Below are 24,634 nucleotides of genomic sequence, written 5' to 3'. Positions count from 1 at the left end.
CGTGAATCCTCGAAGGTAATCGGTTGCGACAGGCGTGGTTAGGCTGTTTTCTTGCTTGCCAGATAAGCGGCCCAGCCGCCGAATGCGGTAATGTCCTGCGCGCCATCGAGGCCGATCGCTTCGCAGATGAAACCCTTGACACTGCTGCCATCAGCGGTGGTCAGCGTGCCGATACCCAGCGGTGCAGGCACACCGGCGACGAAGGAGCCGAACGCTTCTCCAGGCACATCCCACAGTTCGATGCGAATGGCCGCGCCGCCTTCAGCCACGCGTACCAGACCCGGTTTAGGCGGTGTTGTGTTGGCCAGCGCAAACAGACGATATTCAGGCGTTGTTGTGGTGCTGCTGACGAAACGGGCATTGCGCGTCGTGAGTTCATGATTGAGCAGCATGCCGCGCAGATGCGCGCCTACGACGGCGACGCGAATCATGGCGCCTGGATCGGCACAAGGTGGCAGATCTGTATCGGCGGCCAAGGGCAGACCGGTGGCGCCGCGCGTGAGTCCTGTGCTGACATGCCATTGCGCTGCAAATGCAGCCAGCGCGCGTTCGCGCCAGGCATCGGCGATAAAGGTGATGCCGAATGGCAGACCATCGTCACGCAGGCTTGCCGGTACGGCAAAGGCGCTCCAATCCAGCAGGTTGACGAAGTTGGTGTACTTGCCCATGTTGCTGTTGAGGCGCACGGGGTCCGCCAGCAACTCGGCAATCTTGTAATGGGTGGGTGCAGTCGGTACCACCAGCGCGTCGAATTGCGCGAGCAGTGCATCGGACTTGCGCTTCAGGTCGGCCAGACGGTACGTGCCCTTGAAGGCATCGGCAGCCGAGAACTGCTTTGCTTTGAAGATGATGCCGCGCACGACCGGGTGAATCGCGTCTTCCTGTGTTGCTGCAAATTCTTCGATGGCAGCGTAGCGTTCGGCGACCCAGGCACCATCGTACAAAAGCTTGGTGACGTCATCGAAGAGTGAAAAGTCGATCGGCTCACAGCTAGCGCCTTGCGCTTCAAGCTGACGGATGGCATAGGCAAACGCTTTCTCCGCCTGGGCATCGCCATAAAATTCCGGTTTGGCAGGGATGCCAAAACGCGGTGTTGCGGGCAGTGCATCAAGACGTGCCGCCGCAGGCATCGCGCGCGACAGACCATCGGCTTTATCCAGTGCAGCGGCGACGTCGTAGACCGTGACGGCATCGGCACACGTACTGGCAAAGACCGAGACGCAATCGAGCGTACGACAGGCCGGGACCACGCCGGTATTACTGAATGCGCCGCGTGTCGGCTTGAGTCCAACAATATTGTTGAGGCCAGCCGGCACACGGCCGGAGCCCGCCGTATCGGTGCCGAGAGAAAATGGCACGATGCCGCGCGCCACCAGCGACGCCGAACCGGAGCTCGATCCACCTGATACATATTCGGGATTGAAGGTGTTGGTGGGAATGCCGTAGGGCGAGCGCACACCGACCAGACCGGTGGCAAATTGATCGAGATTGCTTTTGCCAATGACGATGGCACCGGCATCGGCAAGCCGCTTCACGATGGTGGCATTGCTTTGCGGCACATAGGCAAAGGCAGGGCAGGCCGCAGTCGTTGGTATGCCCGCTACATCGATATTGTCTTTCGCGGCATATGGCACGCCATACAAGGGCAGTTGTGCCAGATCGCCATCGACCTCGATCAGCCGTTTCGCCAGATGCGCAAGTTGCGCCTCGAGCCCGGCCTCATCCATGATCGTGATCCAGGCGACGTCATTTGCTGGTAGCGTAGCGAGCAGTTTGCGCAGTAATGTGGCGGGCGATTGGCCCGAACGATAGGCTTGTTGCCATTCCTTGATAGTCCAGCCGAGCATGTGGTATCCCTTCTTGTGTACAAGATGGGATTTAGCAAACCTCGTGCCATGCGTTTATCGAGAAACAAGCGTAGGGAAATCACCGTTTTTGCTATTCAACCTTGAAAACGACAAGGTAATTGCACCCACGTGGCGCATGTCTGCACCAAATCCTCGCGATAACAAAGGAGCCCTTGTGAACGGCCCAGACCTAAGCAACAAACATCCTTTACCTGGCTTTCCGCAAGTCAGCTACATCAGGAACATCATTAACAATCCCAACATCGAGATTGGCGAGTACACCTATTACGATGATCCGAACGGCGCGGAGAATTTCGAACGGAATGTTCTCTATCACTATCCGTTCATTGGCGATAAACTGATCATCGGTAAATTCTGCGCCATTGCGACGGGCGTACGCTTCATCATGAATGGCGCGAATCACAAGATGTCCGGCATATCGACCTATCCCTTTCAGATATTCGGACAGGGTTGGGAAAAGGTGATGCCGAAAGAAGGCGATTTGCCATTCAAGGGAAACACCGTCATTGGCAACGATGTCTGGATCGGTTACCAATCCTTGATCATGCCGGGCGTGCATATCGGCAATGGCGCAATCATCGCAGCGGGCTCGGTCGTGACGCGTGATGTGCCGCCCTATGCCATTGTCGGCGGCAACCCGGCACAGATTGTCCGCTCGCGTTTTTCACCGGAGCAGGTGGCACAACTGGAGCAGATTGCATGGTGGGACTGGCCCATCGATTTGATCAGTCGGCATCTGGAAGCGATTGTGGGTGCCGATATCGATGCCCTACAAGTGTGCAAGCCCGCCTAGGTTGCCAATTCGATGCGGGAGAACGACCGATACATTTCATGATCCAACCTGCATGCATGAAGAAACGTCCTCTGCCAAAACAGCATCCTCATCGGGCTGGCGTCGCCTGGCTTTCTGGGTGGTTCTGGCGGTGGCCGGCTATCTGGCATGGCCTTATCTGCCGCCGATCTCCAAGACACCGTTCTACGTCATCAAACTGTCTTTGATGGAGGCGCCCACATCGCTGCCGATACCGGTCCAGGGCATTGGCGTCAAACAGTTGCGTGATACCTGGAACGCCTCGCGCAGTGGCGGTCGGGTACATGAAGGGATTGACATCTTTGCGCGACGCGGCACGCCGGTACTTGCCACGACCGAAGGTATTGTCACGAGCGTCGGCACCAATAACCTCGGCGGCAAGGTGGTGTGGGTGCTGGGGCCGGGCGGGCACCGACATTACTACGCACATCTCGACGACTACGCGGAGATTGCTGCAGGCGACCGCGTCGTGCCGGGCTCGCTGCTTGGCATGGTTGGCAATACCGGCAACGCGCGTGGTACGCCACCCCATCTGCATTACGGCATCTACAAGAACGGCGCCCTGAATCCTTATCCCTTGCTGAAAGCCGGCCCTGGCGTGAGCGCAGAATTTGTGAACGATCGTTCCAGCCTGCCTTGAGAAGTATGGTTTTGAGGTTCGATCTTTCAATGCGAATGACGATGTGCCGGAACCAATGTTGTGTAACGGTACTCGATCAGACGATTTGTTCATTGATGAGGATCGCCATGCGCACCATAGGACCGTCACTTTTTCTGGCTGTGACATGCAGCCTTGTGCTGCCACTGCTGCCAACGCTAGCGCAGGCAGAGTCAACCCCAGTTGTGCCTACGTATGGCGCAGAACTCGAAGGTTTTGACTATCCCTATCCATTAAAAACTTATGTGTTCCGTTCGCAGGGGCAACAATTGCATATGCGCTATATGGACGTTGCGCCACCGAAGGCAAATGGCCGAACGGTTGTTCTCATGCATGGCAAGAATTTTTGCGCGGCAACATGGGAAGGCACCATCAAGGCATTGACCGAAAATGGCTACCGCGTGATTGCGCCGGATCAGATCGGGTTCTGTAAGTCGAGCAAACCGGCGCATTACCAATACAGTTTTCATCAATTGGCTGCGAACACCCACGCCTTGCTGCAAAGTCTGAATGTTGAGAAAGTGACCGTAATGGGGCACTCGATGGGCGGCATGCTCGCTACGCGATATGCCTTGCTGTATCCGCAGCAAACCGAACAACTTGTCATGGTCAACCCGATCGGCCTGGAGGACTGGAAAACCAAGGGTGTGCCATACCGAACGGTGGATCAATGGTATGCGAACGAATTGCAAACCAATGCGGAAGGCGTCCGTCGTTATCAGCAGAAAACCTACTATGTCGATCAGTGGCGGCCGGAGTTTGATCGTTGGGTAACGATGCAAGCCGGTATGTATGCAGGCCCGGGTAAGAAAAAGGTAGCGTGGAATTCAGCCCTGACGTATGAAATGATATATACCCAGCCCGTTGTTTATGAGTTTCCCTTGCTGCAAGTGCCGACCTTGTTGCTGATCGGTACCAACGACAACACGGCAATCGGCAAGAATTTCGCGGCGCCAGAAGTACAGCCCACGCTAGGCAATTATGCGGTGTTGGGCAAGCAGACCGCAGCGAGTATTCCACAGGCACGTCTTGTCGAATTCGATGATCTTGGGCATTCACCGCAGATTCAGGAGCCCGAGCGTTTCCATGCGGCGCTGTTGCAAGGGCTGAGGCAAAAGTAAGGGCGTATCGAGGTCGATTATTCGACTTCGATACTGATGGCCTCGATTGCTTGCGTGACCAGCTTTTCCAGCGAGTGCCGAACATCGAGCATCATACCGAACTCGTCGCTTTGTAGAGGTTCAAGATCGGCAAATTGGCTATCGAGCAGGGCGGTCGGCATGAAATGCCGATTGCGAGATGCCATGCGTTGTGCGATCAATGCATGGTCGCCATGCAGGTGGAGAAAAAACAAATGCGGATCGGCTTCGCGCAAAAGGTCACGATAACGTCGCTTGAGTGCCGAACAGGTCAATACCACGCTGTCCTGCAATTGCACCCGATGCTGCAAGGTTTGTTTCAGCGTCTGCAACCAGTCCTGTCTGTCTGCGTCGCTAAGCGGTATCCCTGCAGCCATCTTGTCGATGTTTTCCTGCGGATGCGCGTCATCACCCTCGATGAAGTCGCAGCCTAGTCGCTCTGCCAGCAAGCGAGCGACCGAGCTTTTCCCGCATCCTGATACGCCCATGACGACGATGCGTCTATCGTTATTCAAAAGTGTTTTCATGCGTCTTTCATCGATATGGTTTTACGACCATACCATGCGTGCAAGCGTTCCCCATGCAAACAAACCGGGAAGACGACATGAAAAAAGCCCGCAAGGTAGCGGGCTTTTTCTAGGGCTTGTGCTCTAGGGCTTGTGTAAAAACGCGCCTCAATTTCCTTAATTTCCTTTCAGGCAGCTACTCATGAACGCCTTGCGATCATCGCCTTTCTTGTCCTTGGCTTGCGCGTTGCAACTTTTCATCTTGTCGCGTTGTGCCTGTTGCGCATCGGTTGCTTTCGGCTTGCTCAGGCAGCTTTTCATGAACGCTTTGCGTTCATCGCCTTTCATGCCGGAAGCCTCCTTGTTGCATTCCGTCATCTTGTTTTGTTGTGCCGTTTCCGCGTGCGCCGTGTGAAAGGCGATCGGCATCAGCAATATGGCAATACCAAGCAGTTTTTTCATTTTGAAATCCTTTCTTTCGCACCGGTTATTTGAGGTAGAGCGCTGTGAGCAGCATCGGCATTACAGCACGAAACAATCGTGCCGGAAAAAACATTTGCAAACGCCGACATCGGTTGTCACTTTTTTGACATATCCCTTCCGTAATACTTACAAGCATTGCCGCAATTGTCCGATACGCAGACGATCTCTTCACAGGCTATGGTGGACACATTCCATTTTCACGGCTTCATCAAGGCCGCCAGACCGCCATGCAAAGCCAGACACAGAAACCATTGCTCAACGAAGTATTACGACACGAAAATCCATTCAACAGCAGCGATGCCATGGAATGCAGCAACTACGCAGCCTTTATTGACAAGAAGCTGGTAGCGGGCGACATGCTGGACCAGAAACCGCAAGCCTTGTTGGATTTCATTCATGATTCTTTTCGTTCACTTGTGCTGAATCCGCAGTTTTCCTGCGTGGGTGCCAAGTCGGCCATCCAGCAGGGCGGCTATCGGATAGGACACTACCCTGCATTAGGCGACGAAAAATCCACCGCAGGTCTGGCACATGATCTTTTCCATTTTCTGCAGGAACAGCCCAGTCTGGATGGCGAATTTTCGACCTTTGTAGCGACCTTCTCGCAGCCGGTCATTCATTCCGAGCAGCAATTTGAACAATTACTTTGGCAGCAGCTTCAGCAATTGCATGCTCTCGATGCCAATTTGCATGCGTGGGACCCGGCAGTCAGTGACGACCCCGAGAATCCCCATTTCGCTTTCAGTTTTGCCGGACAGAGTTTCTTCGTAGTAGGCATTCATCCTGCCGCATCGCGTTATACACGACGTTTTGCTTGGCCAACCCTAGTGTTTAACCTCCACGCGCAATTTGAGAAACTGCGCGATGACGGACGTTTTGAGCGAATGCAGGAAGTGATTCGAGCGCGTGAACGCAAACTCCAGGGATCGATAAATGAGACGTTGAGCGAGTACGGCAGCATGTCGGATGCGCGTCAATATGCAGGGCGTGCCGTGGAAGAAACATGGCGTTGCCCTTTCAGCGCTTTGAATGCAAAGAAAAGTGAAACTTGAAAAGAAGATCGAAAGAATGAGCCAGGCAATGAGTCACACATATACTCTGGAATGTCGTCATATCGAACAGCAAAGCGGCACGGCATTTATTCTGAAACGTGGGCAGGTATTGAGAATCATCGATCCGATGGGCGAGCAAGTATCGGATTTGATGGCCTTCAACGAACACGATCTTGACGAAGTGCTGTCTTCGGGGCGAAGTATTGATTATGCCAATACGATCTACCTGACCACCGGCCATGTTCTCTATTCCAATCGTAGTACGCCGATGTTCACGATTCTCGAGGATCAGGTAGGGCGACATGATTTTCTGTTGACGCCATGCAGCCCAGAGACATTCCAGATCATTTACGATAATCACGCGCCGCATCCCAGCTGCTTCATGAATCTGGTCAATAACCTGGCACCTTTCGGTATTCAGCCCGATCGTATTCCCACAACCTTCAACGTCTTCATGAATGTGAAGATTGCGGATAATGGTGAATTGACCATTGGCCCGCCACTATCGAAGGCCGGCCAATTCATCGATCTGCGCGCCGAAATGGACATGGTCGTTGGGGTGACTGCATGTTCTGCAGAACTCTCCAATAACCACGCCTTCAAGCCTATCGATATCGAAATTCGAGAAGCAATCGGCCAGTCATCTTAGCTGTGGCGAAACTATTTCTCCTGCGCTCGTGTCCACTCCAGTAGCTGTATTGTCTTTCCGTTTTGCTCAATCACAACCGCTGCATTTCACCAAAATGGATTATGGAATGCATTTCTTTCATCCATCGTGGTGCAAAGTTGATTGAACGTTTGCAACATGCCTGTTATATTAAAAATAGCCAAACCCCTCACGGGGGCGAATTCGATGTTCCACATCATTCGGGATAGCCAATGAATAAGCTGCATATCTGTGCCAGCCTTGCATTTTCGCTTCTGGTACTTTCCGCCTGCGACAGCAAATCTTCCGGTAGCGCGCCAGCGTCTTCCGCGCCTGCTGCTTCTCCCTCCGCCAATTCTGTTACTCCTGCATCCAGCTCTCCTTTGCCGCCTGCCGTTCCGGGTTCCAGCCCTGCTGATGGCGGTACTGCGATCGGTGGCTTGAGCAGTACGCATCAGGATGATGAAGGCGCTTCCAAGAGCAAGGCGCCAGCTAGTACGGGAGGGGATGGCAACGGCCCGTCCAAGTAAGTAAAAACGGATGATAGCAATTCATCCGTAGGTCTAGCAGTTCGTTTTAATGCCACGCGTTCGCGAGAAACGCTCTAGGAGGTGATCACCATGGACATGAACCGGAGGCAGTTTTTCCGTGTGACTACGGCTGGCCTAATGGGCTCCAGTCTGGTCGCGCTCGGCTTTTCGCCGACGGAAGCACTGGCCGAAACGCGACAATTCAAGCTCGCGCGCGCCACTGAAACCCGCAACACCTGCCCGTATTGCTCGGTGGGTTGCGGCCTGATCATGTACAGCTTGGGTGACAAGGCAAAAAACGTCACGGCCAGCATCATTCATATCGAAGGCGATCCGGATCACCCTGTCAATCGCGGCACGCTGTGCCCGAAAGGTGCCGGTCTGCTCGACTTTGTACACAGCCCGCACCGTCTCAAGTATCCCGAAGTGCGTGAAGCGGGCAGCAAGGAATGGAAGCGTATTTCGTGGGATGAAGCGATGGGACGCATCGCCAAGCTCATGAAGGAAGACCGTGATGCCAACTTTGTGGCTCGTACGGATGACGGCAAGCTCGTCAACCGCTGGACGACTACCGGCATGCTGGCGGCTTCTGCGTCTCCCAATGAAACCGGCTACATCACACACAAGGTGATGAGATCGATGGGGATGCTCGTCTTCGACAATCAGGCGAGGGTCTGACACGGTCCAACGGTAGCCAGTCTGGCTCCAACATTTGGACGAGGCGCGATGACCAACCACTGGGTGGACATCAAGAACGCCGATCTCGTACTCATCATGGGTGGCAATGCCGCCGAGGCACATCCATGCGGCTTCAAGTGGGTTATTGAAGCAAAACATCATAACAAGGCACGATTGATCGTCGTCGATCCGCGTTATACGCGTTCGGCCGCGATGAGCGACTATTACGCCCCGATTCGGGCGGGCTCGGATATCGCCTTCCTTGGCGGTGTCATCAACTATCTTCTGTCCAACGACAAGATTCAAAAGGAATACGTTCGTAACTACACGAACGCGACCTTCATTGTCGGCGAAAACTATCGCTTCGAGGATGGCTTGTTCAGTGGCTACGACGAAACCAAGCGTCGTTACGACAACAAGCAGTGGGCGTACGAACTGGATGAACAGGGTTTCGCCAAGGTCGATATGGACATGGCGCATCCGCGCAGCGTGCTGCAGATCATGAAGCAGCATTATTCGCGCTACACGCCAGAAATGGTCGAACGCATTACCGGTACTCCGAAAGCGAAATTCATCAAGGTTTGCCAGATGATTTCGGAAACGGCCGTGCCGAACAAGGCCATGACGATCATGTATGCCCTTGGCTGGACGCAGCATAGCCAAGGTTCGCAGATGATTCGTACAGCGGCCATCATGCAACTGCTGCTCGGCAATATCGGTATCGCGGGCGGTGGCATGAATGCCTTGCGTGGACACAGCAATATTCAGGGTCTCACGGATCTTGGCTTGCTGTCGAATTCCTTGCCAGGCTACTTATCGTTGCCCAATGAGGCCGAGCAGGACCTGGAAACGTATTACAAGCCGCGTGCACTGAAACCGCTGCGCCCGAATCAGATGAGCTTCTGGCAGAACTATCCCAAGTTCTTCGTCAGTCTGCAAAAAACCTGGTGGGGTGATGCGGCCAAGGCGGAAAACAATTGGGCTTTCGATTACCTGCCAAAACTCGACAAGGTCTATGACGTCTTGCAGGCGTTCGAGTTGATGAATCAGGGCAAGCTCAACGGCTATATCTGCCAGGGCTTCAATCCGGTTGGTTCTTTCCCGAACAAGGCCAAGATCATCGCTGGTTTGTCGAAGCTGAAGTTCCTCGTCAGCATTGATCCGCTAGAAACGGAAACGGCCGAGTTCTGGAAAAATCACGGTGAATTTAACGATGTGAAAACCGAGGAAATCAAGACCACGGTGTTCCGTCTGCCTTGTGTGTGCTTTGCCGAAGAGGATGGTTCGCTGACCAATTCTGGTCGCTGGTTGCAATGGCACTGGAAGGGCGCAGAGCCGCCAGGTGAAGCACGTGGCGATGCCGAAATCATCGGCGATCTTTTCCATCGCATGAAGCAGGCGTATCTGAAGGACGGTGGCGCTTTCCCAGATCCGATCCTGAACTTGACCTGGCAATACAAGATTCCGTCAAAACCTTCTCCGCAAGAGTTGGCGATGGAATTCAACGGCAAGGCGTTGTCCGATGTGCTCGACCCCAAAGATCCAACCAAGGTATTGGCCAAGGCGGGCGAGCAATTGTCTGGCTTCGGCTTGTTGCGCGACGATGGCAGTACCACGTCGGGCTGTTGGATCTATGCCGGTAGCTGGACGCAGGCTGGCAATCAGATGGCGCGTCGTGACAACTCGGATCCATGGGGCATCGGCCAGACACTCAACTGGGCCTGGGCGTGGCCCGCGAATCGCCGCATTCTTTACAACGCAGCGTCGTCCGCGCCAGATGGCAAACCGTGGGATGCCAAACGCAAGCTGGTGCAGTGGAATGGCACGACCTGGGGTGGCTCAGATATTCCCGACATCCGTCCTGATGCGAATCCGGGCGACCTGAACCGCGTGCAGCCTTTCATCATGACGTCGGAAGGTGTCGCACGTCTGTTTGCGCCAAGCGGTATGGCCGATGGCCCACTGCCCGAGCACTATGAACCGTTCGAATCGCCATTGGTAAACAACCCAATGCATCCGAACAATCCGAAGGCACGTGCCAATCCGGCAGCGCGCGTCTTCAAGAGCGATTTGGAGGCATTTGGCAAGCCGGACAAATTCCCTTACGTTGCGACCAGTTATCGACTGACCGAGCACTTCCATTACTGGACCAAGAATGTACGGTCTAACGCGATCATCCAGCCTCAGCAATTCGTCGAAATCGGCGAAGAACTGGCCAAGGCCAAGGGGATCGGCAATGGCGACTGGGTCAAGGTGTCTTCGAACCGGGGTTTCATTAAAGCGGTAGCCGTGGTCAGCAAGCGCATCCCGCAGCTTACCGTTGACGGCAAGAAGATCGACACCGTGGGCTTGCCCAATCACTGGGGATTCGTCGGCGTAGCCAAGAAAGGTTACCTCGTGAATACGCTGACACCGTTCGTCGGTGACGCCAATACGAATACGCCCGAGTACAAGTCGTTCACCGTCAACATCGAGAAGGCATAAGGGAGAACGAACATGTCATCACTACAATCTCTCGATATCGCACTGCGCTCGGCGACGACAACGCCGATGCCGCAGGCGCGTAACACGCCGGCACTTGCCAAACTCATCGATGTTCCGAGCTGCATTGGCTGCAAGGCTTGCCAGGTCGCCTGCATGCAATGGAATGATCTGCGTGATGAAGTGGGCGAGAATCACGGTACTTACGATAATCCGCGTGACCTGACGCCGCAGTCGTGGACAGTCATGCGGTATTCGGAAGTTGAAATGCCGGTCCAGGACGAAGGTACGCGTCTGGAGTGGCTGATCCGCAAGGATGGCTGCATGCACTGCGAGGATCCGGGCTGCCTGAAAGCGTGTCCGGCACCCGGCGCCATCGTCAAGTACACCAACGGCATCGTTGATTTCATCAGCGAAAATTGCATCGGTTGCGGCAACTGCGTCATTGGCTGTCCATTCGATGTGCCACGTATCAGCAAGAAGGATGATAAGGCCTACAAGTGTTCCCTGTGCTCGGATCGCGTGACGGTCGGCCTTGAGCCAGCATGCGTAAAAGTATGTCCGACGGGCGCCATTCGTTTCGGCACCAAGGAAGACATGCATGAATACGCCGCAGAACGCATCGTCGATCTGAAAGAGCGCGGTTACGAAAATGCCGGCGTCTATGATCCGCAAGGTGTCGGCGGTACGCACGTGATGTATGTGCTCCAGCATGCCGATCAGCCCAAGCTGTATCACGGTCTGCCGGAAAATCCGACCATCAGCCCGCTTGTGGCATTGTGGAAGGGTGCTGCCAAACCATTGGCAGTCGCTGCCATGATTGGCGCGGCATTTGCCGGCTTCTTCCATTACATGAAGGTCGGTCCGCTGGAAGCGAAGGAAGACGAAGAAGCCGAACGCGAGCGTCTGGCTGAAGAGCAGCGCAAGAACGATGCGGACATCGTCTAGGAGATCGCCATGACAAAACTCATTCGTCGCTATGAGGACCGCACCCGCCTGAATCACTGGGCCGTGGCGATCCTTTTCATCTGCGCCGGTCTTTCCGGGCTGGCGATTTTCCATCCATCCATGTTCTTCTTCAGCGCCTTGTTCGGTGGCGGATCGTGGACGCGTATTCTGCATCCGTTTTTTGGCGTACTGATGGTGCTGGGCTTCGTGTTCCTGTTTTTCCAGGTATGGCGTGACAACTTCTGGACGCGTGAAGACACGGCCTGGCTCAAGCATTCCCCGGACTTGCTGAAAGGTGAGGAAGGGGGCATGCCGCCCGTCGGCAAATACAACGCAGGACAGAAGGCCGTTTTCTGGATTTTCGGCATCAGTCTCATATTGTTGCTGGTCACCGGCATCATGTTCTGGCGTCCGTGGTTTGCCGATCTGTTTCCGATCGTCGTACGGCGCTTCGCCGTATTGATCCATGCCATTTCCGCTGTCGTGTTGATCATCAGCGTGATCATTCACATCTACGCCGCGATCTGGGTGAAAGGCTCGGTGCAAGCGATGACGCGCGGTACGGTTAGCGAAAGCTGGGCACGCAAGCATCACTCGCTCTGGTACCGGAAAATCACTGGCGGAAAATAATCTTTGAGGGCACAATCGCTGCATGACTATCAGCCAAGCGAGCAGACTGCTCAGCCCTGAAGAAATCGCGGTCCGTGCCGGACAACAAGTCGAATTCCTGCGTTTGCCGCAGGTTGCAGATGTGTTTTCGGCACGTGAACGACGATTGCGCCAATGCGCGCATGAAAACGCAATGCGCGATTTCCTTCTTTTCGCAGCCGATATCGCCCATGCACAGCATGTGGCACTGCAATCATTCCCTGCAGTTCGACTTCCCGACTTCGATGCAATCAATGCTGCTGCCCATGCAGGCAAACCGGCATTGGCGGCAACATCATGGGAGCGCGATCCGCAATGGATCACAGCGTTACGCAACATGCTCGAGAGCATGCTGCCAACTTTGCAAACGCAAGATGCTGTCGGCGCCGCGATCCGCAAAGTGCTTGCTCTGAGTGATCAGGAAATCGAACAGCAGGCGGACCGTTTGCTTAACAACATCATGTTCGGCCTTGATCTCGCAAGCGCACCCTTGATTGCCGCAGGTTTGCAGGTTTACTGGGTTCACATGGTGTCTGCCGTCCAGCAGGCGCATGGCGAAGATCGTCTTGCACCTTTTGGTCGTACCGATGACCCATCGCGATGCCCATGTTGTGGCAGTTTGCCTACGGCTTCGATATCGCGGATCGATGCCGATGGCAGCTATCGCTATGTACATTGCTCGTTGTGTTCTGCGCAGTGGCATGTCGTACGGATCAAATGTACGCATTGCGACAGCACCAAAGGCATCCAGTATCAATCGCTGCAAGCTAGTGACGACGAGTCAGTAGGAACTGTACGCAAGGAAGCTGTGGAGGCAGAAACCTGTGACGAGTGCGGCCATTACCTAAAAATCCTGCGCATGGAGCGCAACCCAGCAGTCGAGCCCGTTGCAGATGATCTGGCTTCGCTGACGCTGGACTTACTGGTTTCGGAAGCCGGTTTTCAACGACATGGTATCAATCTGATGTTGCTGTTCGGCGACCCAGATGCGCAGGAGCCCGATCCGGGCAGTACGCACTGATGGCAGCGACCGGAGAGTCCGTGGTTCACGGCTCGAAGGCAAGGCCTCAGGATCTTCCTTCGATAGACAAACTGCTTCGCCTGCCGCAAGTGCGGGCTTTGGTTCAGACGCGTGGCCACACACAAGTTGCGACTCAAGCGCGTGTGCTACTTGATGGGTTGCGCAATCGTATTCTGAACGAAGAGATATCCTTGACGGCTGTTCAGCCAGACGTACTTGTTTCGCATTTGCATGCCGCGGTAGAGGCCAAACTGGCTTCGCACATGCGCCGTGTCATCAACCTGACCGGCACGGTCATTCATACCAACCTCGGACGTTCCGTACTGCCGCAAGCGGCCATTCGTCATCTGACGACGATGATGGAGGGACCCAACAATCTCGAATATGACCTTGGCAGTGGCGGTCGCGGGGATCGCGACACGATCGTCGAAGGTTTGCTGTGCGACATTACCGGCGCGGAAGCAGCCACCGTGGTCAACAACAATGCGGCTGCCGTGCTGCTGTCGATCGCCGCATTGGCCGGCGGACGGGAAGTCATCGTCTCGCGTGGCGAGCTCGTGGAAATCGGCGGTGCGTTCCGCATGCCTGATGTGATGGCGAGTGCCGGTGCCACCATGATTGAAGTCGGCACAACCAATCGTACACATCTGGCCGATTATCAACGCGCCATCAATCCACACACAGCCGTGCTGATGAAAGTCCATACCAGCAACTATGCGGTGCAGGGCTTTACGTCCTCGGTCGCCGAAGCGCAACTCGCGCCGCTGGCTAAAGAGTATGGTGTAGCACTCGTGACCGATCTCGGTAGCGGGTCTCTGGTGGACATGACGCAATTCGGCTTGCCGCATGAACCGACGCCGCAAGAAATGCTGCGTGATGGTTGCGGCGTCGTGACATTCTCAGGTGACAAGCTGCTAGGCGGGCCTCAGGCTGGATTGATTGTTGGTGATCGCGATTTGATCGGCCGCATTCGCAAGTTTCCGATGAAGCGTGCCTTGCGTTTATCCAAGCTGCCGCTCGCTGCACTGGAGGCGACACTGACACTCTATCTGCAACCCGAATTACTCACGCGTGATCTGCCAACCTTGCGTTGGCTCACGCGGCAGCAGGAACAGGTAGCGCAGATGGCGCAGGCATTACTGCAGCCCATGCAGGCGGCACTGGCACCGCGTTACAGCGTGAGCGTACAAGACATGAACAGCCAGATTGGCTCTGGTTCATTGCCGGTAGATCGTTTGCCTTCCTGTGGCCTTGCCATCAGGCCCGTTCTGGATGGCAAGCGCGGGATTGGTTCTGCGCTCGATTACTTGGCCGCGCAATTCCGTGCGTTGCCGATGCCGATTATCGGCCGCATTGCGGATGACCAACTCTTACTCGATTGCCGTTGCATCGATGACGTTCAGGAAGTGCAATCGCAACTCGACGTCTTGCGTCAGCAACTTGCCTGAAGCGCCATGATCGTCGGCACAGCAGGGCATATCGACCACGGCAAAACAGCACTGGTGCAGGCATTGACCGGCATTCATGGTGATCGCCTGCCGGAAGAAAAAAAACGTGGCATTACCATCGAGCTTGGCTACGCCTATCTGCAAGGCCCGCATGGCTTGATCGGTTTTGTCGATATGCCAGGCCACGAGAAACTCGTGCGTACGATGGCCGCAGGCGCCAGCGGTATCGACTTTGCGTTGCTGCTGGTGGCTGCTGACGATGGCATCATGCCGCAGACGCTCGAACATCTGACGATTCTTTCGCTGCTTGGCGTTAAACGCGGTGCGGCAGTGCTGTCCAAAATTGATAAGGCAGATGCGCCACTGCGCCAGCAACGCGTCGAAGAAGTTCGTCAGTTGCTGCATGCACATGGCCTAGTTGAGTATCCCATACTGCAGGCATCAGCCATTACCGGTGAAGGCGTGCCCGAAGTGCGCGATTTGCTGCAGCAGCAGGCAGCTATCGTCGCTAATGACAATGGCAGCGACGCCGCTTTTCGCATGGGCCTGGATCGTGTCTTTACACTGGATGGTGTGGGGACGGTCGTCGCCGGTAGCATTGCCGCGGACCATGTAAAGATCGGCGACGGATTGTGCCTGGCGCATGCGCCGGACAAGCCGTACCGTGTTCGCAGCCTGCATGTGCACGGTCAGGCAGTGGAAGAGGCACAGGCAGGGCAACGCTGTGCCATCGGTCTGGTCGGTCTGGAGCGCAATCAAGTCGAGCGTGGACAGACTTTGTGTGCGCCGGCGATTGCGCAAGGTACGCAGCGCATGGATGTCTGGCTGCATGTCGCGCCGTCCGAGGAGCATGTGCTGCGTTCGGGCACCAAGGTCCATCTGCATCTGGCGACACAGGATTGCACGGCATCTGTCGCCATTCTCGGACAAGCCTCGATCGGTCCGGGCGAATCGGGGCTTGCACAAGTCGTACTGCAGCATACGATTCATGCCTGGCAGGGCGATCGCTTCATCCTGCGCGACGCCTCGGCAACACGCACCGTTGCGGGTGGAAACGTGCTTGATACGGATGGTCCGGCACGTTATCGACAAACGCCTGAGAGACTCGACTACTTGCACACGCAACGCGCTGATCTGATGCAGACACGCCTTGAAGGTGCGCTGGCGCATTCGGTTTTTGGCGTCGATGGCCATGTCTGGTTACGCCGTAACGGACTCAAAAAATGGCCGTTCGATCCTGCTGCACTCGCAGGAACCATTGCGGATCAGGATGGCAAGTGGATCATTGCGCAGCAAAGATTGCAAGAGAGCAGGGCGGCTGTACTGCAAGCACTGGAGGCATTTCATCAACGCTATCCGGAAGATATCGGCCCCGACCGGCAACGTGTACGCAGGCTTGCGATCCCACGTATGCCGGAGCCGCTATGGCTGCAGTTGCTGGCGCATTTGCGTGACGATGGCGATATTCAGGAGCGCAATGGTTTTCTGCATTTGCCCGCACATGGCGTACAACTGCTTGCCGCAGAAAAGATCATGGCCGAAAAAGCCTTGCCGCTATTGAGTGAAGGACGTTTCGATCCGCCGTGGGTGCGTGATGTTGCCACGCATATCAATATGCCGGAAAACCAGGTCCGTAACGTGATGATTCGCATGGCAAAAGCCGGTGAGGTTTTCCAAATCGTCAAAGACCTTTATTATCATCCTGTCGTCGTGCAGCAGCTTGCAACATTGGCGCGCACGATTGCGCATGAACATGGCAAGATCACTGCTGCAACGTATCGTGATGCGACAGGTTTGGGACGCAAACGCGCCATTCAGATACTGGAGTTTTTTGATCGTATCGGTTTGTTGCGGCGCATTGGCGATGAACATTTGCTGCGCCCCGGTTGTCTGCTTTTCGTTCCGCAGGAAAACCGCAAGAGCTGAAAGCAGGTTAATGAATACGGAAGGAAATCGTCCCTGGTGGGGCGGCCGGGCTTCAAACCCGGTTGGTGGCGCCATGCGTCGCCGGGTGGGTTCGACTCCCGCTTCCTTCCGCCATCTTTTTATGCCTGATCTTTCGGCAATGCTGTGCAGTCGTAGTCGCAGCACTAGTCCGTGATATTTATTCGACTCGGCAATAGCAATAGAGAAATTGCTGCTTGGTGCCGAATGGCGTTTCATGCAATTCGATGGTGCTGCCAACCAAACGAAAACGTTCGCCGAATTCTCCATGCAAGCCTTCGCTGTCATAACGAACTGTTTCCAGCCCGCTGCAACTGAGTGGTCCTTCCGGCCCGAAGGTCGCCACAATCACCGTACCACCCGGTTTCATCGCGCGGATTACTTGCCGTACGTAAGCTTCGCGCTGCCATGCTTCGGTCAGAAAATGAAACACCGCACGATCGTGCCAGATGTCATAGCGCTGCGTGTCTAATGCCGCTTGCGTTATGTCGGCGACCAGCCATGTGATGTTCTTCGCTGCTGCGCCAAGACGATCACGGCAGGCATCGACCGCTTTTTGCGAGATATCGAGCATCGAAATATCGCGATACCCGCGTGCGATCAGATCGTCGATCAAGGTGGATTCCCCGCCGCCTACATCGATGATGGTAGCATCCGGCGAATCTGCCGCATCTTCAATCAGCTTGAGAGATTGATCCAGATGAGGTGCATACCAACTGACGGCATCCGGTGCCTTTTCCGCATAAACCTTGTCCCAGTGTGCTGGCTTGCTCATAAAAACTTAGCTGTCTGATGATGACGTCATGATGGAAGCGAACGTTTTGAATGAACGTTCAACGCGTCATTTTACGCCGCAGCCAGAAACTTGCCGCATCGACGATACAGACCAGCACAAGCATCGCAATGATGACTGTTGCCGCCTGATGCATTTGAAATAGCGAGAGATGATATTTGAGCATCTGGCCCAATCCGCCAGCGCCGACCACACCGAGAATCGCGGCCGCGCGGATATTGTTTTCCCAGCGATACAGCACGTAGGACATCATTTGCGGACTGCAATGCGGCAGCGTTGCATAAAAAAAGGCTGTCACAGGACGTACACCGTTGAGCCGCAAAGTCTCTTCAGAAAGTGGCGGACAATTTTCCAGGGTATCCGCAAACAGTCTGCCCAGCACCCCCGCCGTATGAATGGCCAGTGCCAGTGTGCCGGCGAACGGCCCCAGACCGGCAGCAATCAATAGTATGGCCGCCCATACGAGTTCAGGTATCGACCGCAACACATTCAGCACGCCGCGCGTGGCAGTCCGCATAGGCAAGCCGAAGCGGCCGCTGGCGGGCAGGCTTAACAGCAGGCCGGCAATGGCAGCCAGTACCGTGCCGACGGCAGACATGGCTAGCGTCTCCATCGTCGCAGAGACGATACGTGAAAGAAAAGGTGCTGCTGTTTCAGGTGGCACAAAACCGCGCAGGAATTCGACCGTGGTCTGGATCGCACCCGCGGTGAAGAAAGCCTGCCACTTCAACTGCAACGAAACGAAGCTGGCAATGATCAGCAAAACGATAGCCAGCAGCAGACCAATGGTCGACCAGCGCATGCTTGGTGGCTCAGGCAATTCGAGCGAGTCTGGCAACGCCGGCATTATCCGAGCCTCCTGCGCAACATGGCCGATACCCAATCGGCCAATGCCACCAGCAGCACGAACATCAACAGCATGGTGGCCAGTTCGTCGCCTGCCAACATTTTCATCGACTCATCCATGCGTTGACCGAGTCCGCCGGCACCGACAAAACCCATCACGACCGAACCGCGTATTGCACATTCCCAGCGATAGACGGTGTAGGAAACGAGCTCAGACGCAGACGAGGGCAGGGCGCCATAGAAGAAGGCCGCAAGCCGACTATTGCCGTTGCGCAGTAGGGTATCGCACGCAGCGGCATCCGATGATTCGAGAATATCGGCATACACTTTGCCCAGCATGCCGCAGTAGGTCAGCGCAATCGCGATCACGCCTGCAGTCGGGCCAAGACCGACAATGCGTACCAGCAGCAAGGCCCACACCAGCTCGGGCACGCTGCGAAGAAGAATCAGTATCCAGCGTACGATCTGTCGAACGCCCATTGCCCACGCAGCAATGCGGCCGGTGCCAAGACGGGAAATGGAAAGCCGTTCAGTGGCGATCAACGTCATGGGAATCGCACCGAGCAAGGCCAAGGTCATGCCGGCTGTCGCCATTGCAATGGTTTCCCAGGTGGCCTCCAGCACCATCAAAAGAAATTCGGCGGAATGCGCGGGTGGAAAAAACGTGGAAACGAATTGCCAGGTTGCGCCCAGACTTTGCGCGTCGAGCAAAATCCACGGTTTGAATTCCGCCATGACCAGTAATGGCCACAGAATCACCAATGCAAGAATGCATGTCGCAATCCGTCGGTGCCAGTCGGGATCAGGATAGGCGCTTTGTGGATTTGCGCTCAGCATCGGGGAATGATGGTGATTGATTGCGGTACGGGCGACTCGGCGATCGCGGGAGCATCGTCACGCCGGTTGCGATACAGCGCTGCGATGTCCGTATCGCTGATCTGTTCGCTCGCAGCATCGAATACGATCTGTCCGTCACGCAAACCAATCACGCGTGGAAAATAGTGTCGGGCCAGTTCCACCTGATGCAGGCTGCAAATCAGCGTCGCATTGCGCACTGCAGCTTCCTGCTGCAGCACATTCAAGGTTTGAATCGCCAGTGTCGGATCAAGCGCCGACAAGGGTTCGTCAACCAAAAACAATTCTGCGGAAGATACGAGTGCGCGAGCCATACCGCAACGTTGTCGTTCTCCGCCTGACAAGCGATCGACACGTTTGTAGAGTTTGTCTTCCAGGTTGAAGCGCGCTAAAGCTGCATAGGCACGCGCAGGGTCAACAGGCTTGATCAACGAACGGACGGCTTGCCACAAGCTCCAGTACGGCAATGCGCCAGCCAGCACGGCATTGACCACCCGCTGACGTGGCGGCAATGGCGGTGTTTGCGGCGCCAGGAACAGGCGCGCGCGCATCGCATGGCGTTCCGTATTGGAAAGCTGCCAGGGATCGTGATCGAACAGGCGATAGCCGCTGCCGGACGTCTGCGCTTCAGGCCGGAGAGCACAAGCGAGCGTGTGCAAGAGACTGGTCTTGCCTGCTCCTGAAGGGCCGATCAAGGCAACTTGTTCGCCCTGCACGATCGAAAGGGAAAGGCCCCGCAAGGCAAATGCGGACTCAGGTGCGCCGTCGTGGCGTACCGAAATCGAATCGAGATGAATACTCATGATGGCGTCGCCTGTCCGCCCGCACGGGGCAAGACAGGCGTCTCAGGCAGCTTACTTCAGCAGGCCCGCGTTACGGGCGGCCGCTTCGATATCCTTGTAGTTTTCTGCCTTGGTCGGGATGAAGCTCGTGGCACGCTGGAGTTCGAGAATCTGCTTGCCTTCAGCCGTATCGGGCTTCAGTTCGAGGAAGGCATCGGTCAGCTTCTTGCGCAGGGCAGGCTCCATCGCGCTGCTGACGCTCCAGTTGTAGTCATAATAGCCAGGCGTCGTGTAGAACACGCGTACCTTGGAAGGATCCACTTTCTTGGATTCAACCAGTTTTTCCCAGACCGAAATGTTCAATGCGCCTGCATCGACCTTGCCACCAGCGACGGCAGCGACGGTCGCATCATGTGCGCCGGAGAAGGAAATGCGCTTCATGTCGGTATCCGGATTCAGCTTGGCCGCCAGCAGGAAATAACGCGGCATCAAGTGACCGGACGTCGACGATTCGGAACCGAAGCTGAAGTTCTTACCTTTCAAGTCTTCCAGCTTGTGAATTGATGGATTGGTGGTGATGAAAACCGAACGGAATTTTTCGTCTTCCTCGCGCTGTACTAGCGGAATGACCTTGCCGCCGCTACGTACATTCGCCTGCACGAAGGTAAAACCGCCAAACCAGACCATGTCCAGTTTGTGTGTGATCAGACCTTCGACCGATGCGGCATAGTCCGTGACAGGCGTGAATTCCACCTTCATACCCGTCTTCTGCGCCAGATAATCACCCAGTGGCTTGAACTTTCGCTGCAACTCTGTTGGCGATTCATCGGGAATCGCCGATACGCGCAGTACCTGCTGGGCATGTGCCATGCTGGTGGCACCAATAGCAACGGTCACGAGGACCGAGGCGAGGAGGGCGGAGAATTTGGGTAAACGGATCATGCAACACCTCATGGTTGTGAAAAAACGGTTGGACTTCGCCATTGCTGGCTGGTCTGCTTGTGCGAGACCACGTCGTGATGCTTCTTTTCTCTGCTCCTTTTTATTGTTTCAAGCAACCTGCACGCCGGGCGTGCCTTCCACCATGTGACCAATCACGGCCGCATCATGAAACCCCTCCGAACGAAACAGCGCCAAGACCTTTTCGACGGCTTCCGGTGCGCAGGAAACCAGCAGCCCGCCCGCTGTCTGCGGATCGGTCAGCAATGCCTTTTGCAAGGTGGTGATGGGCGCCGCCAGTTCGATATCCTTGCCATAGCCCAGCCAATTACGGTCCGAGGCACCGGTGACGCAGCCTTTTTCCGCCAGCACCGTTACTTGAGGCAGGAATGGTACGGAGGTCATGTCGATATTGGCGCGCAAACCTGAGCCGCGAGCTATTTCCAGCGTATGACCAAGCAAGCCGAAGCCAGTCACATCCGTCATGGCATGGACGCCATCCAGCGTCGAGAGTTTCTTGCCAGGTGTATTGAGCTTGGTCGTATTGGCGATCATGGCAGCGTAGCCATCCTGATCAAGCTGATTCTTCTTGAGTGCAGCGGACAATACACCCACGCCCAAGGGTTTCCCGAGAATCAGCGCATCGCCAGACTGCGCATCAGCATTGCGCTTGAGACGGGAAGGGTGGACCAATCCCAAAACCACCAAGCCGTAAATGGGCTCGACGGAATCAATGGTATGGCCACCCGCAATCGGAATGCCTGCTTCGGCACAGATGGATTCACCACCACGCAGAATTTGACCAATAACATCGATAGGCAATTGATTGATCGGCATGCCGACCAATGCCAGCGCCATAATTGGCGTGCCGCCCATCGCATAGACATCGGAAATGGCATTCGTTGCGGCGATGCGACCAAAGTCGAAAGGATCATCGACGATCGGCATGAAAAAATCCGTCGTCGCGATCAGTGCCTGTTCATCGTTAAGCTGATAAACCGCAGCATCATCGGACGTCTCGATGCCAACCAGAAGTTGCTGCGGCAACGGAAAGCCGCCTGTACTCTTGAGAATATCGCGCAGAACGCCCGGAGCAATCTTGCATCCGCAGCCTCCGCCGTGGGAAAAACCGGTCAATCTGATACCGGAAGTATCCATGTCTGCCATTCAAATCCTGTGTGAAAACATTGTTTAGCGACGACAGTTTATCCGTTCGTCGCAATCAGTGTGGCAGCGGCATGTTCGAATGCAGCATTGCTGCCATCGGGTATCGCCATTTCAACGGCACTTCCTGCTTGCATGAAGTTGCGTTTGATCGACTGCGCGTACAGTGCATCGTAATGGCTTGCGAGCAAGCACTCAACCAGTTTCGGCATCTGTCCTGATTCAGCCAGCGCACGCCATTCGGCGATACGCTCTTTTCCGTGCAATGGCGTGAGCAAGGCGAGTTGTGCAGTCAAGTGCGCAGGATCAGCGACAAAATGGGCATACTCATCGAGCAATAATAGAACCCGATCGGGCAAGGGCAGGGAAATTACCACGCAAGCAGAAGCGCGCATTTTTTCCATCAATGCATCAGGCACCCTCAGCTTGCCGACCTTCTTGCTTTCTGCCTCGACGAACACCGGACGTGACGGATCGAATCCACGAAGAGTGTGCCAGATCGCACTCTCAAAACGTTTCTGGGCGGGTTGTCCGCTATCAGGCATGTTGCCCAACACGGAACCTCGATGATTGGCCAGCAGTTCAAGATCGAGGACTTGCGCACCTTGTCGCGCTAGTTCTCGCAGCAGGCGACTTTTTCCACTGCCAGTCGGGCCACACAACATCTGGTAGCGAAACTGGTTCGGCAGCGTCGCCAGCTCGATATTCACGTAAGCGCGATATTCCTTGTAGCCACCTTCAATACGCGTTACCTGCCAACCGATTTTCGCCAAGATATGCGACATCGCACCGCTACGGTTACCACCGCGCCAACAATAAACAAGCGGTTTCCAGTTCTGTGGATGTGGCTGGAAAACCGTTTCAATATGGTGTGCCACGTTCTTCGCGACGAGCGCCGCGCCCAGCTTTTTCGCCTCAAAGGCGCCAAGCTGACGATACAAGGTACCAACGCGGACACGTTCTTCGTTATCCAGAACCGGACAGTTGATCGCGCCTGGCACATGATCTTCGGTGAATTCGAGCGGGCTACGGACGTCAATGATCGTGTCGAACCGATCGAGTTGCGTCAATGCTTCCGCAAATGGCAATACGGCTGGGTATTTCATTCTTGATGCAATCCAGTGCAGCAGCTCGCGCCAAGCACTTCCTCAGCCATTGATATCGTCAAGAAATTCCTTGGCCGCAGCAACCGGATCAGGCTCGGTGTCGAATCCTTCGTCACCATAAAAAAGATCGAAAGCATCCCACGCGCTTTCCATATCCACACCGGCTTCCAGCAACGTCTGAATCCAAAGGGCGCGCCAACGTTGTTCATCCATGATCAATCCTGTTTCTATGAGATCTGGTAAAGGGGAGATTTGAGCGCGGAATGATAGCAGAGGGAGAGTGATAATTTGTGTAGAAATAAAAGCCTCCAATATCCTATATTTTACATAATGCAAATTGCTCAGCCGCGGCCTTCAATACTGGCGCGGCTTGCGACGGGGTAGGTGTCAAAAACAAATTGACACTGAGTACACCAGTCAGAACAGCGGCCATTGCCGGTCTAAGAAACGTCGATACACGCTCTGGCCGCAGCTCAGTCTTTTTCTTCACGATTGCCAATACAGCTTCTTCAATCGATACGCCTGCTGCATTCGCAAGCAGAACGGCGCGTTCGCAATCGGGCAAATTGGTAGCCTTTACATACTGATCCATCGTCTTCTGTGGCAGGCCTATAGCCTTCGCTGTCGCATTCACGCTCCGTCCCTTCAGTACTTTTTCAATCAGCTCGTCATAAGTCATAAAAATTTCCCGTTGACATGTGTAGTTGAGTTCAACTAGTCTTCGCAATTAGTTGAGTTCACCTAAGCTGGGTGCAACTTAGTTGACCGCACCTTAGCTTAAATTCACTAAAAGGTAAACGGATGAAGCAGACCGCAGACGTCTACACCGTAGATGCATTCACAAAGCCAGGGCGCGGTCGCCCTCGCAAGCCTGACGCCAAATCCAACGCACAGCGGCAACGCGAATTCCGCCTTCGTCGCAAATTCAATTTCCTCCAGGCGCAGGGTGAGCCTGCAATTTCCGTTACGCGTAACGAAAATTCATCACAGACCGTAACCAAAAAATCATATTGCCAGCCCGGCTGCATGTGCTGGGTATGCTGCGCTCACTTGTGGGTGCGCAAATGAAAACCTTCTACGAAATCCACTGCCGATCCGGCGTCATCTGCTCGGGCGGCTCCGACGACTTCCTGGCTTGCATTCTCCTGGCACGCCAGGCAAAGGCCCGCTTCCAGCTCGAACTCCCAAACAGCCAGTTCCGTGTCCAGCTCCGGTATCCGAATGGCTACCGTGTCGCCGCTGTGGACGTCAAATCGGCACTCCGCGCCCTGGACAATCCAGCGGTAAA

25 protein-coding genes and 1 tRNA gene are annotated in these 24,634 nt (G+C 55.2%); 14 read left to right on the top strand and 12 right to left on the bottom strand.

Features of this window, described 5'->3' with window-relative positions; all coding sequences use genetic code 11:
- Positions 1-38: 38 nt before the first annotated feature.
- Entirely contained in the window at positions 39-1,847 is a 1,809-nt protein-coding gene (atzF, locus tag QZ725_RS01505; RefSeq protein WP_293775772.1) for an allophanate hydrolase, read from the bottom strand.
- A gap of 175 nt (positions 1,848-2,022) precedes the next feature.
- Between atzF and QZ725_RS01500 the strand changes: the two genes are divergently transcribed.
- The 3 genes from QZ725_RS01500 to QZ725_RS01490 all read left to right on the top strand — a co-directional run bounded on the left by QZ725_RS01500 (position 2,023) and on the right by QZ725_RS01490 (position 4,458).
- On the top strand, positions 2,023-2,661 hold the full coding sequence (locus QZ725_RS01500) for a Vat family streptogramin A O-acetyltransferase (RefSeq protein ID WP_293775770.1): 639 nt from the start codon (positions 2,023-2,025) through the stop codon (positions 2,659-2,661).
- Positions 2,662-2,713: 52 nt separating this feature from the next.
- Positions 2,714-3,319: a M23 family metallopeptidase gene (locus QZ725_RS01495; RefSeq protein WP_293775768.1), complete on the top strand. Its 606-nt coding sequence runs from the start codon at positions 2,714-2,716 to the stop codon at positions 3,317-3,319.
- A 107-nt stretch (positions 3,320-3,426) separates the two neighbouring features.
- Positions 3,427-4,458 (top strand): alpha/beta hydrolase, encoded by a 1,032-nt coding sequence (locus QZ725_RS01490; RefSeq protein WP_293775766.1) that lies wholly within the window; start codon positions 3,427-3,429, stop codon positions 4,456-4,458.
- A gap of 17 nt (positions 4,459-4,475) precedes the next feature.
- Here QZ725_RS01490 and QZ725_RS01485 read toward each other — a convergent pair whose 3' ends face one another.
- Positions 4,476-5,003: a gluconokinase gene (locus tag QZ725_RS01485; protein ID WP_293775765.1), complete on the bottom strand. Its 528-nt coding sequence runs from the start codon at positions 5,001-5,003 to the stop codon at positions 4,476-4,478.
- Between the two features lie 156 nt (positions 5,004-5,159).
- Positions 5,160-5,444 carry a PsiF family protein gene (locus QZ725_RS01480; RefSeq protein WP_293775763.1) on the bottom strand — a complete coding sequence of 95 codons (285 nt, stop codon included), beginning with the start codon at positions 5,442-5,444 and terminating at the stop codon, positions 5,160-5,162.
- Positions 5,445-5,767: 323 nt separating this feature from the next.
- Here QZ725_RS01480 and gntA point away from each other — a divergent pair, with 323 nt between their 5' ends.
- From gntA to QZ725_RS01430, 10 genes are all read left to right on the top strand, one after another.
- Positions 5,768-6,517: a guanitoxin biosynthesis heme-dependent pre-guanitoxin N-hydroxylase GntA gene (gene gntA / locus QZ725_RS01475; protein WP_293775762.1), complete on the top strand. Its 750-nt coding sequence runs from the start codon at positions 5,768-5,770 to the stop codon at positions 6,515-6,517.
- 28 nt (positions 6,518-6,545) lie between these two features.
- Positions 6,546-7,166, top strand: coding sequence for an urea carboxylase-associated family protein (locus QZ725_RS01470; RefSeq protein ID WP_293775761.1), 621 nt, complete (start codon positions 6,546-6,548; stop codon positions 7,164-7,166).
- A 230-nt stretch (positions 7,167-7,396) separates the two neighbouring features.
- A complete protein-coding gene (locus QZ725_RS01465) occupies positions 7,397-7,693 on the top strand; it encodes a hypothetical protein (RefSeq protein ID WP_293775760.1) in 297 nt (98 codons plus the stop codon).
- A 90-nt stretch (positions 7,694-7,783) separates the two neighbouring features.
- On the top strand, positions 7,784-10,855 hold the full coding sequence (fdnG, locus tag QZ725_RS01460) for a formate dehydrogenase-N subunit alpha (RefSeq protein WP_293775759.1): 3,072 nt from the start codon (positions 7,784-7,786) through the stop codon (positions 10,853-10,855).
- Positions 10,856-10,867: 12 nt separating this feature from the next.
- Entirely contained in the window at positions 10,868-11,800 is a 933-nt protein-coding gene (gene fdxH, locus QZ725_RS01455) for a formate dehydrogenase subunit beta (protein WP_293775758.1), read from the top strand.
- 9 nt (positions 11,801-11,809) lie between these two features.
- The gene (locus QZ725_RS01450; protein WP_293775756.1) at positions 11,810-12,430 is read left to right on the top strand and encodes a formate dehydrogenase subunit gamma; all 621 of its coding nucleotides are present in this window, start codon (positions 11,810-11,812) and stop codon (positions 12,428-12,430) included.
- A 22-nt stretch (positions 12,431-12,452) separates the two neighbouring features.
- Positions 12,453-13,469 carry a formate dehydrogenase accessory protein FdhE gene (gene fdhE / locus QZ725_RS01445; RefSeq protein ID WP_293775754.1) on the top strand — a complete coding sequence of 339 codons (1,017 nt, stop codon included), beginning with the start codon at positions 12,453-12,455 and terminating at the stop codon, positions 13,467-13,469.
- Complete coding sequence (selA, locus tag QZ725_RS01440) at positions 13,469-14,917, top strand: L-seryl-tRNA(Sec) selenium transferase (protein ID WP_293775752.1); 1,449 nt, start codon at positions 13,469-13,471, stop codon at positions 14,915-14,917. The genes fdhE and selA overlap by 1 nt, the downstream gene beginning before the upstream one ends.
- 6 nt (positions 14,918-14,923) lie before the next feature.
- Entirely contained in the window at positions 14,924-16,843 is a 1,920-nt protein-coding gene (gene selB, locus QZ725_RS01435) for a selenocysteine-specific translation elongation factor (RefSeq protein ID WP_293775750.1), read from the top strand.
- Positions 16,844-16,861: 18 nt separating this feature from the next.
- A tRNA-Sec gene (locus QZ725_RS01430) sits at positions 16,862-16,957 on the top strand.
- 64 nt (positions 16,958-17,021) lie between these two features.
- On the opposite strand, the gene QZ725_RS01425 is transcribed toward QZ725_RS01430, so the two are convergent.
- From QZ725_RS01425 to QZ725_RS01385, 9 genes are all read right to left on the bottom strand, one after another.
- Positions 17,022-17,636: a class I SAM-dependent methyltransferase gene (locus QZ725_RS01425; RefSeq protein WP_293775748.1), complete on the bottom strand. Its 615-nt coding sequence runs from the start codon at positions 17,634-17,636 to the stop codon at positions 17,022-17,024.
- Between the two features lie 58 nt (positions 17,637-17,694).
- Positions 17,695-18,501: a phosphonate ABC transporter, permease protein PhnE gene (gene phnE / locus QZ725_RS01420; RefSeq protein ID WP_293775746.1), complete on the bottom strand. Its 807-nt coding sequence runs from the start codon at positions 18,499-18,501 to the stop codon at positions 17,695-17,697.
- Entirely contained in the window at positions 18,501-19,337 is an 837-nt protein-coding gene (locus tag QZ725_RS01415; RefSeq protein WP_293775744.1) for an ABC transporter permease, read from the bottom strand. The genes phnE and QZ725_RS01415 overlap by 1 nt, the downstream gene beginning before the upstream one ends.
- Positions 19,331-20,158 carry an ATP-binding cassette domain-containing protein gene (locus QZ725_RS01410; protein WP_293775742.1) on the bottom strand — a complete coding sequence of 276 codons (828 nt, stop codon included), beginning with the start codon at positions 20,156-20,158 and terminating at the stop codon, positions 19,331-19,333. Before QZ725_RS01410 ends, QZ725_RS01415 begins: the two co-directional genes overlap by 7 nt.
- A 51-nt stretch (positions 20,159-20,209) precedes the next feature.
- Positions 20,210-21,079 carry a putative selenate ABC transporter substrate-binding protein gene (locus tag QZ725_RS01405; protein ID WP_293775740.1) on the bottom strand — a complete coding sequence of 290 codons (870 nt, stop codon included), beginning with the start codon at positions 21,077-21,079 and terminating at the stop codon, positions 20,210-20,212.
- A 108-nt stretch (positions 21,080-21,187) separates the two neighbouring features.
- Positions 21,188-22,243, bottom strand: coding sequence for a selenide, water dikinase SelD (selD, locus tag QZ725_RS01400; RefSeq protein WP_293775739.1), 1,056 nt, complete (start codon positions 22,241-22,243; stop codon positions 21,188-21,190).
- Between the two features lie 38 nt (positions 22,244-22,281).
- Positions 22,282-23,346: a tRNA 2-selenouridine(34) synthase MnmH gene (gene mnmH, locus QZ725_RS01395; RefSeq protein ID WP_293775738.1), complete on the bottom strand. Its 1,065-nt coding sequence runs from the start codon at positions 23,344-23,346 to the stop codon at positions 22,282-22,284.
- 42 nt (positions 23,347-23,388) lie between these two features.
- The gene (locus tag QZ725_RS01390; RefSeq protein ID WP_293775737.1) at positions 23,389-23,559 is read right to left on the bottom strand and encodes a hypothetical protein; all 171 of its coding nucleotides are present in this window, start codon (positions 23,557-23,559) and stop codon (positions 23,389-23,391) included.
- Positions 23,560-23,662: 103 nt separating this feature from the next.
- A complete protein-coding gene (locus QZ725_RS01385; RefSeq protein ID WP_293775736.1) occupies positions 23,663-24,025 on the bottom strand; it encodes a hypothetical protein in 363 nt (120 codons plus the stop codon).
- Between the two features lie 385 nt (positions 24,026-24,410).
- Here QZ725_RS01385 and QZ725_RS01380 point away from each other — a divergent pair.
- Positions 24,411-24,634: hypothetical protein (locus tag QZ725_RS01380; protein ID WP_293775734.1), on the top strand; the 224-nt coding region annotated here is incomplete at its 3' end.

Origin of the sequence: uncultured Oxalicibacterium sp., from assembly GCF_913776015.1 — a bacterium.
Taxonomy (GTDB): domain Bacteria; phylum Pseudomonadota; class Gammaproteobacteria; order Burkholderiales; family Burkholderiaceae_D; genus Oxalicibacterium.
The sequence above is the reverse complement of the archived record's forward strand: the minus strand, read 5'-3'. Positions and strand labels throughout refer to the sequence as shown.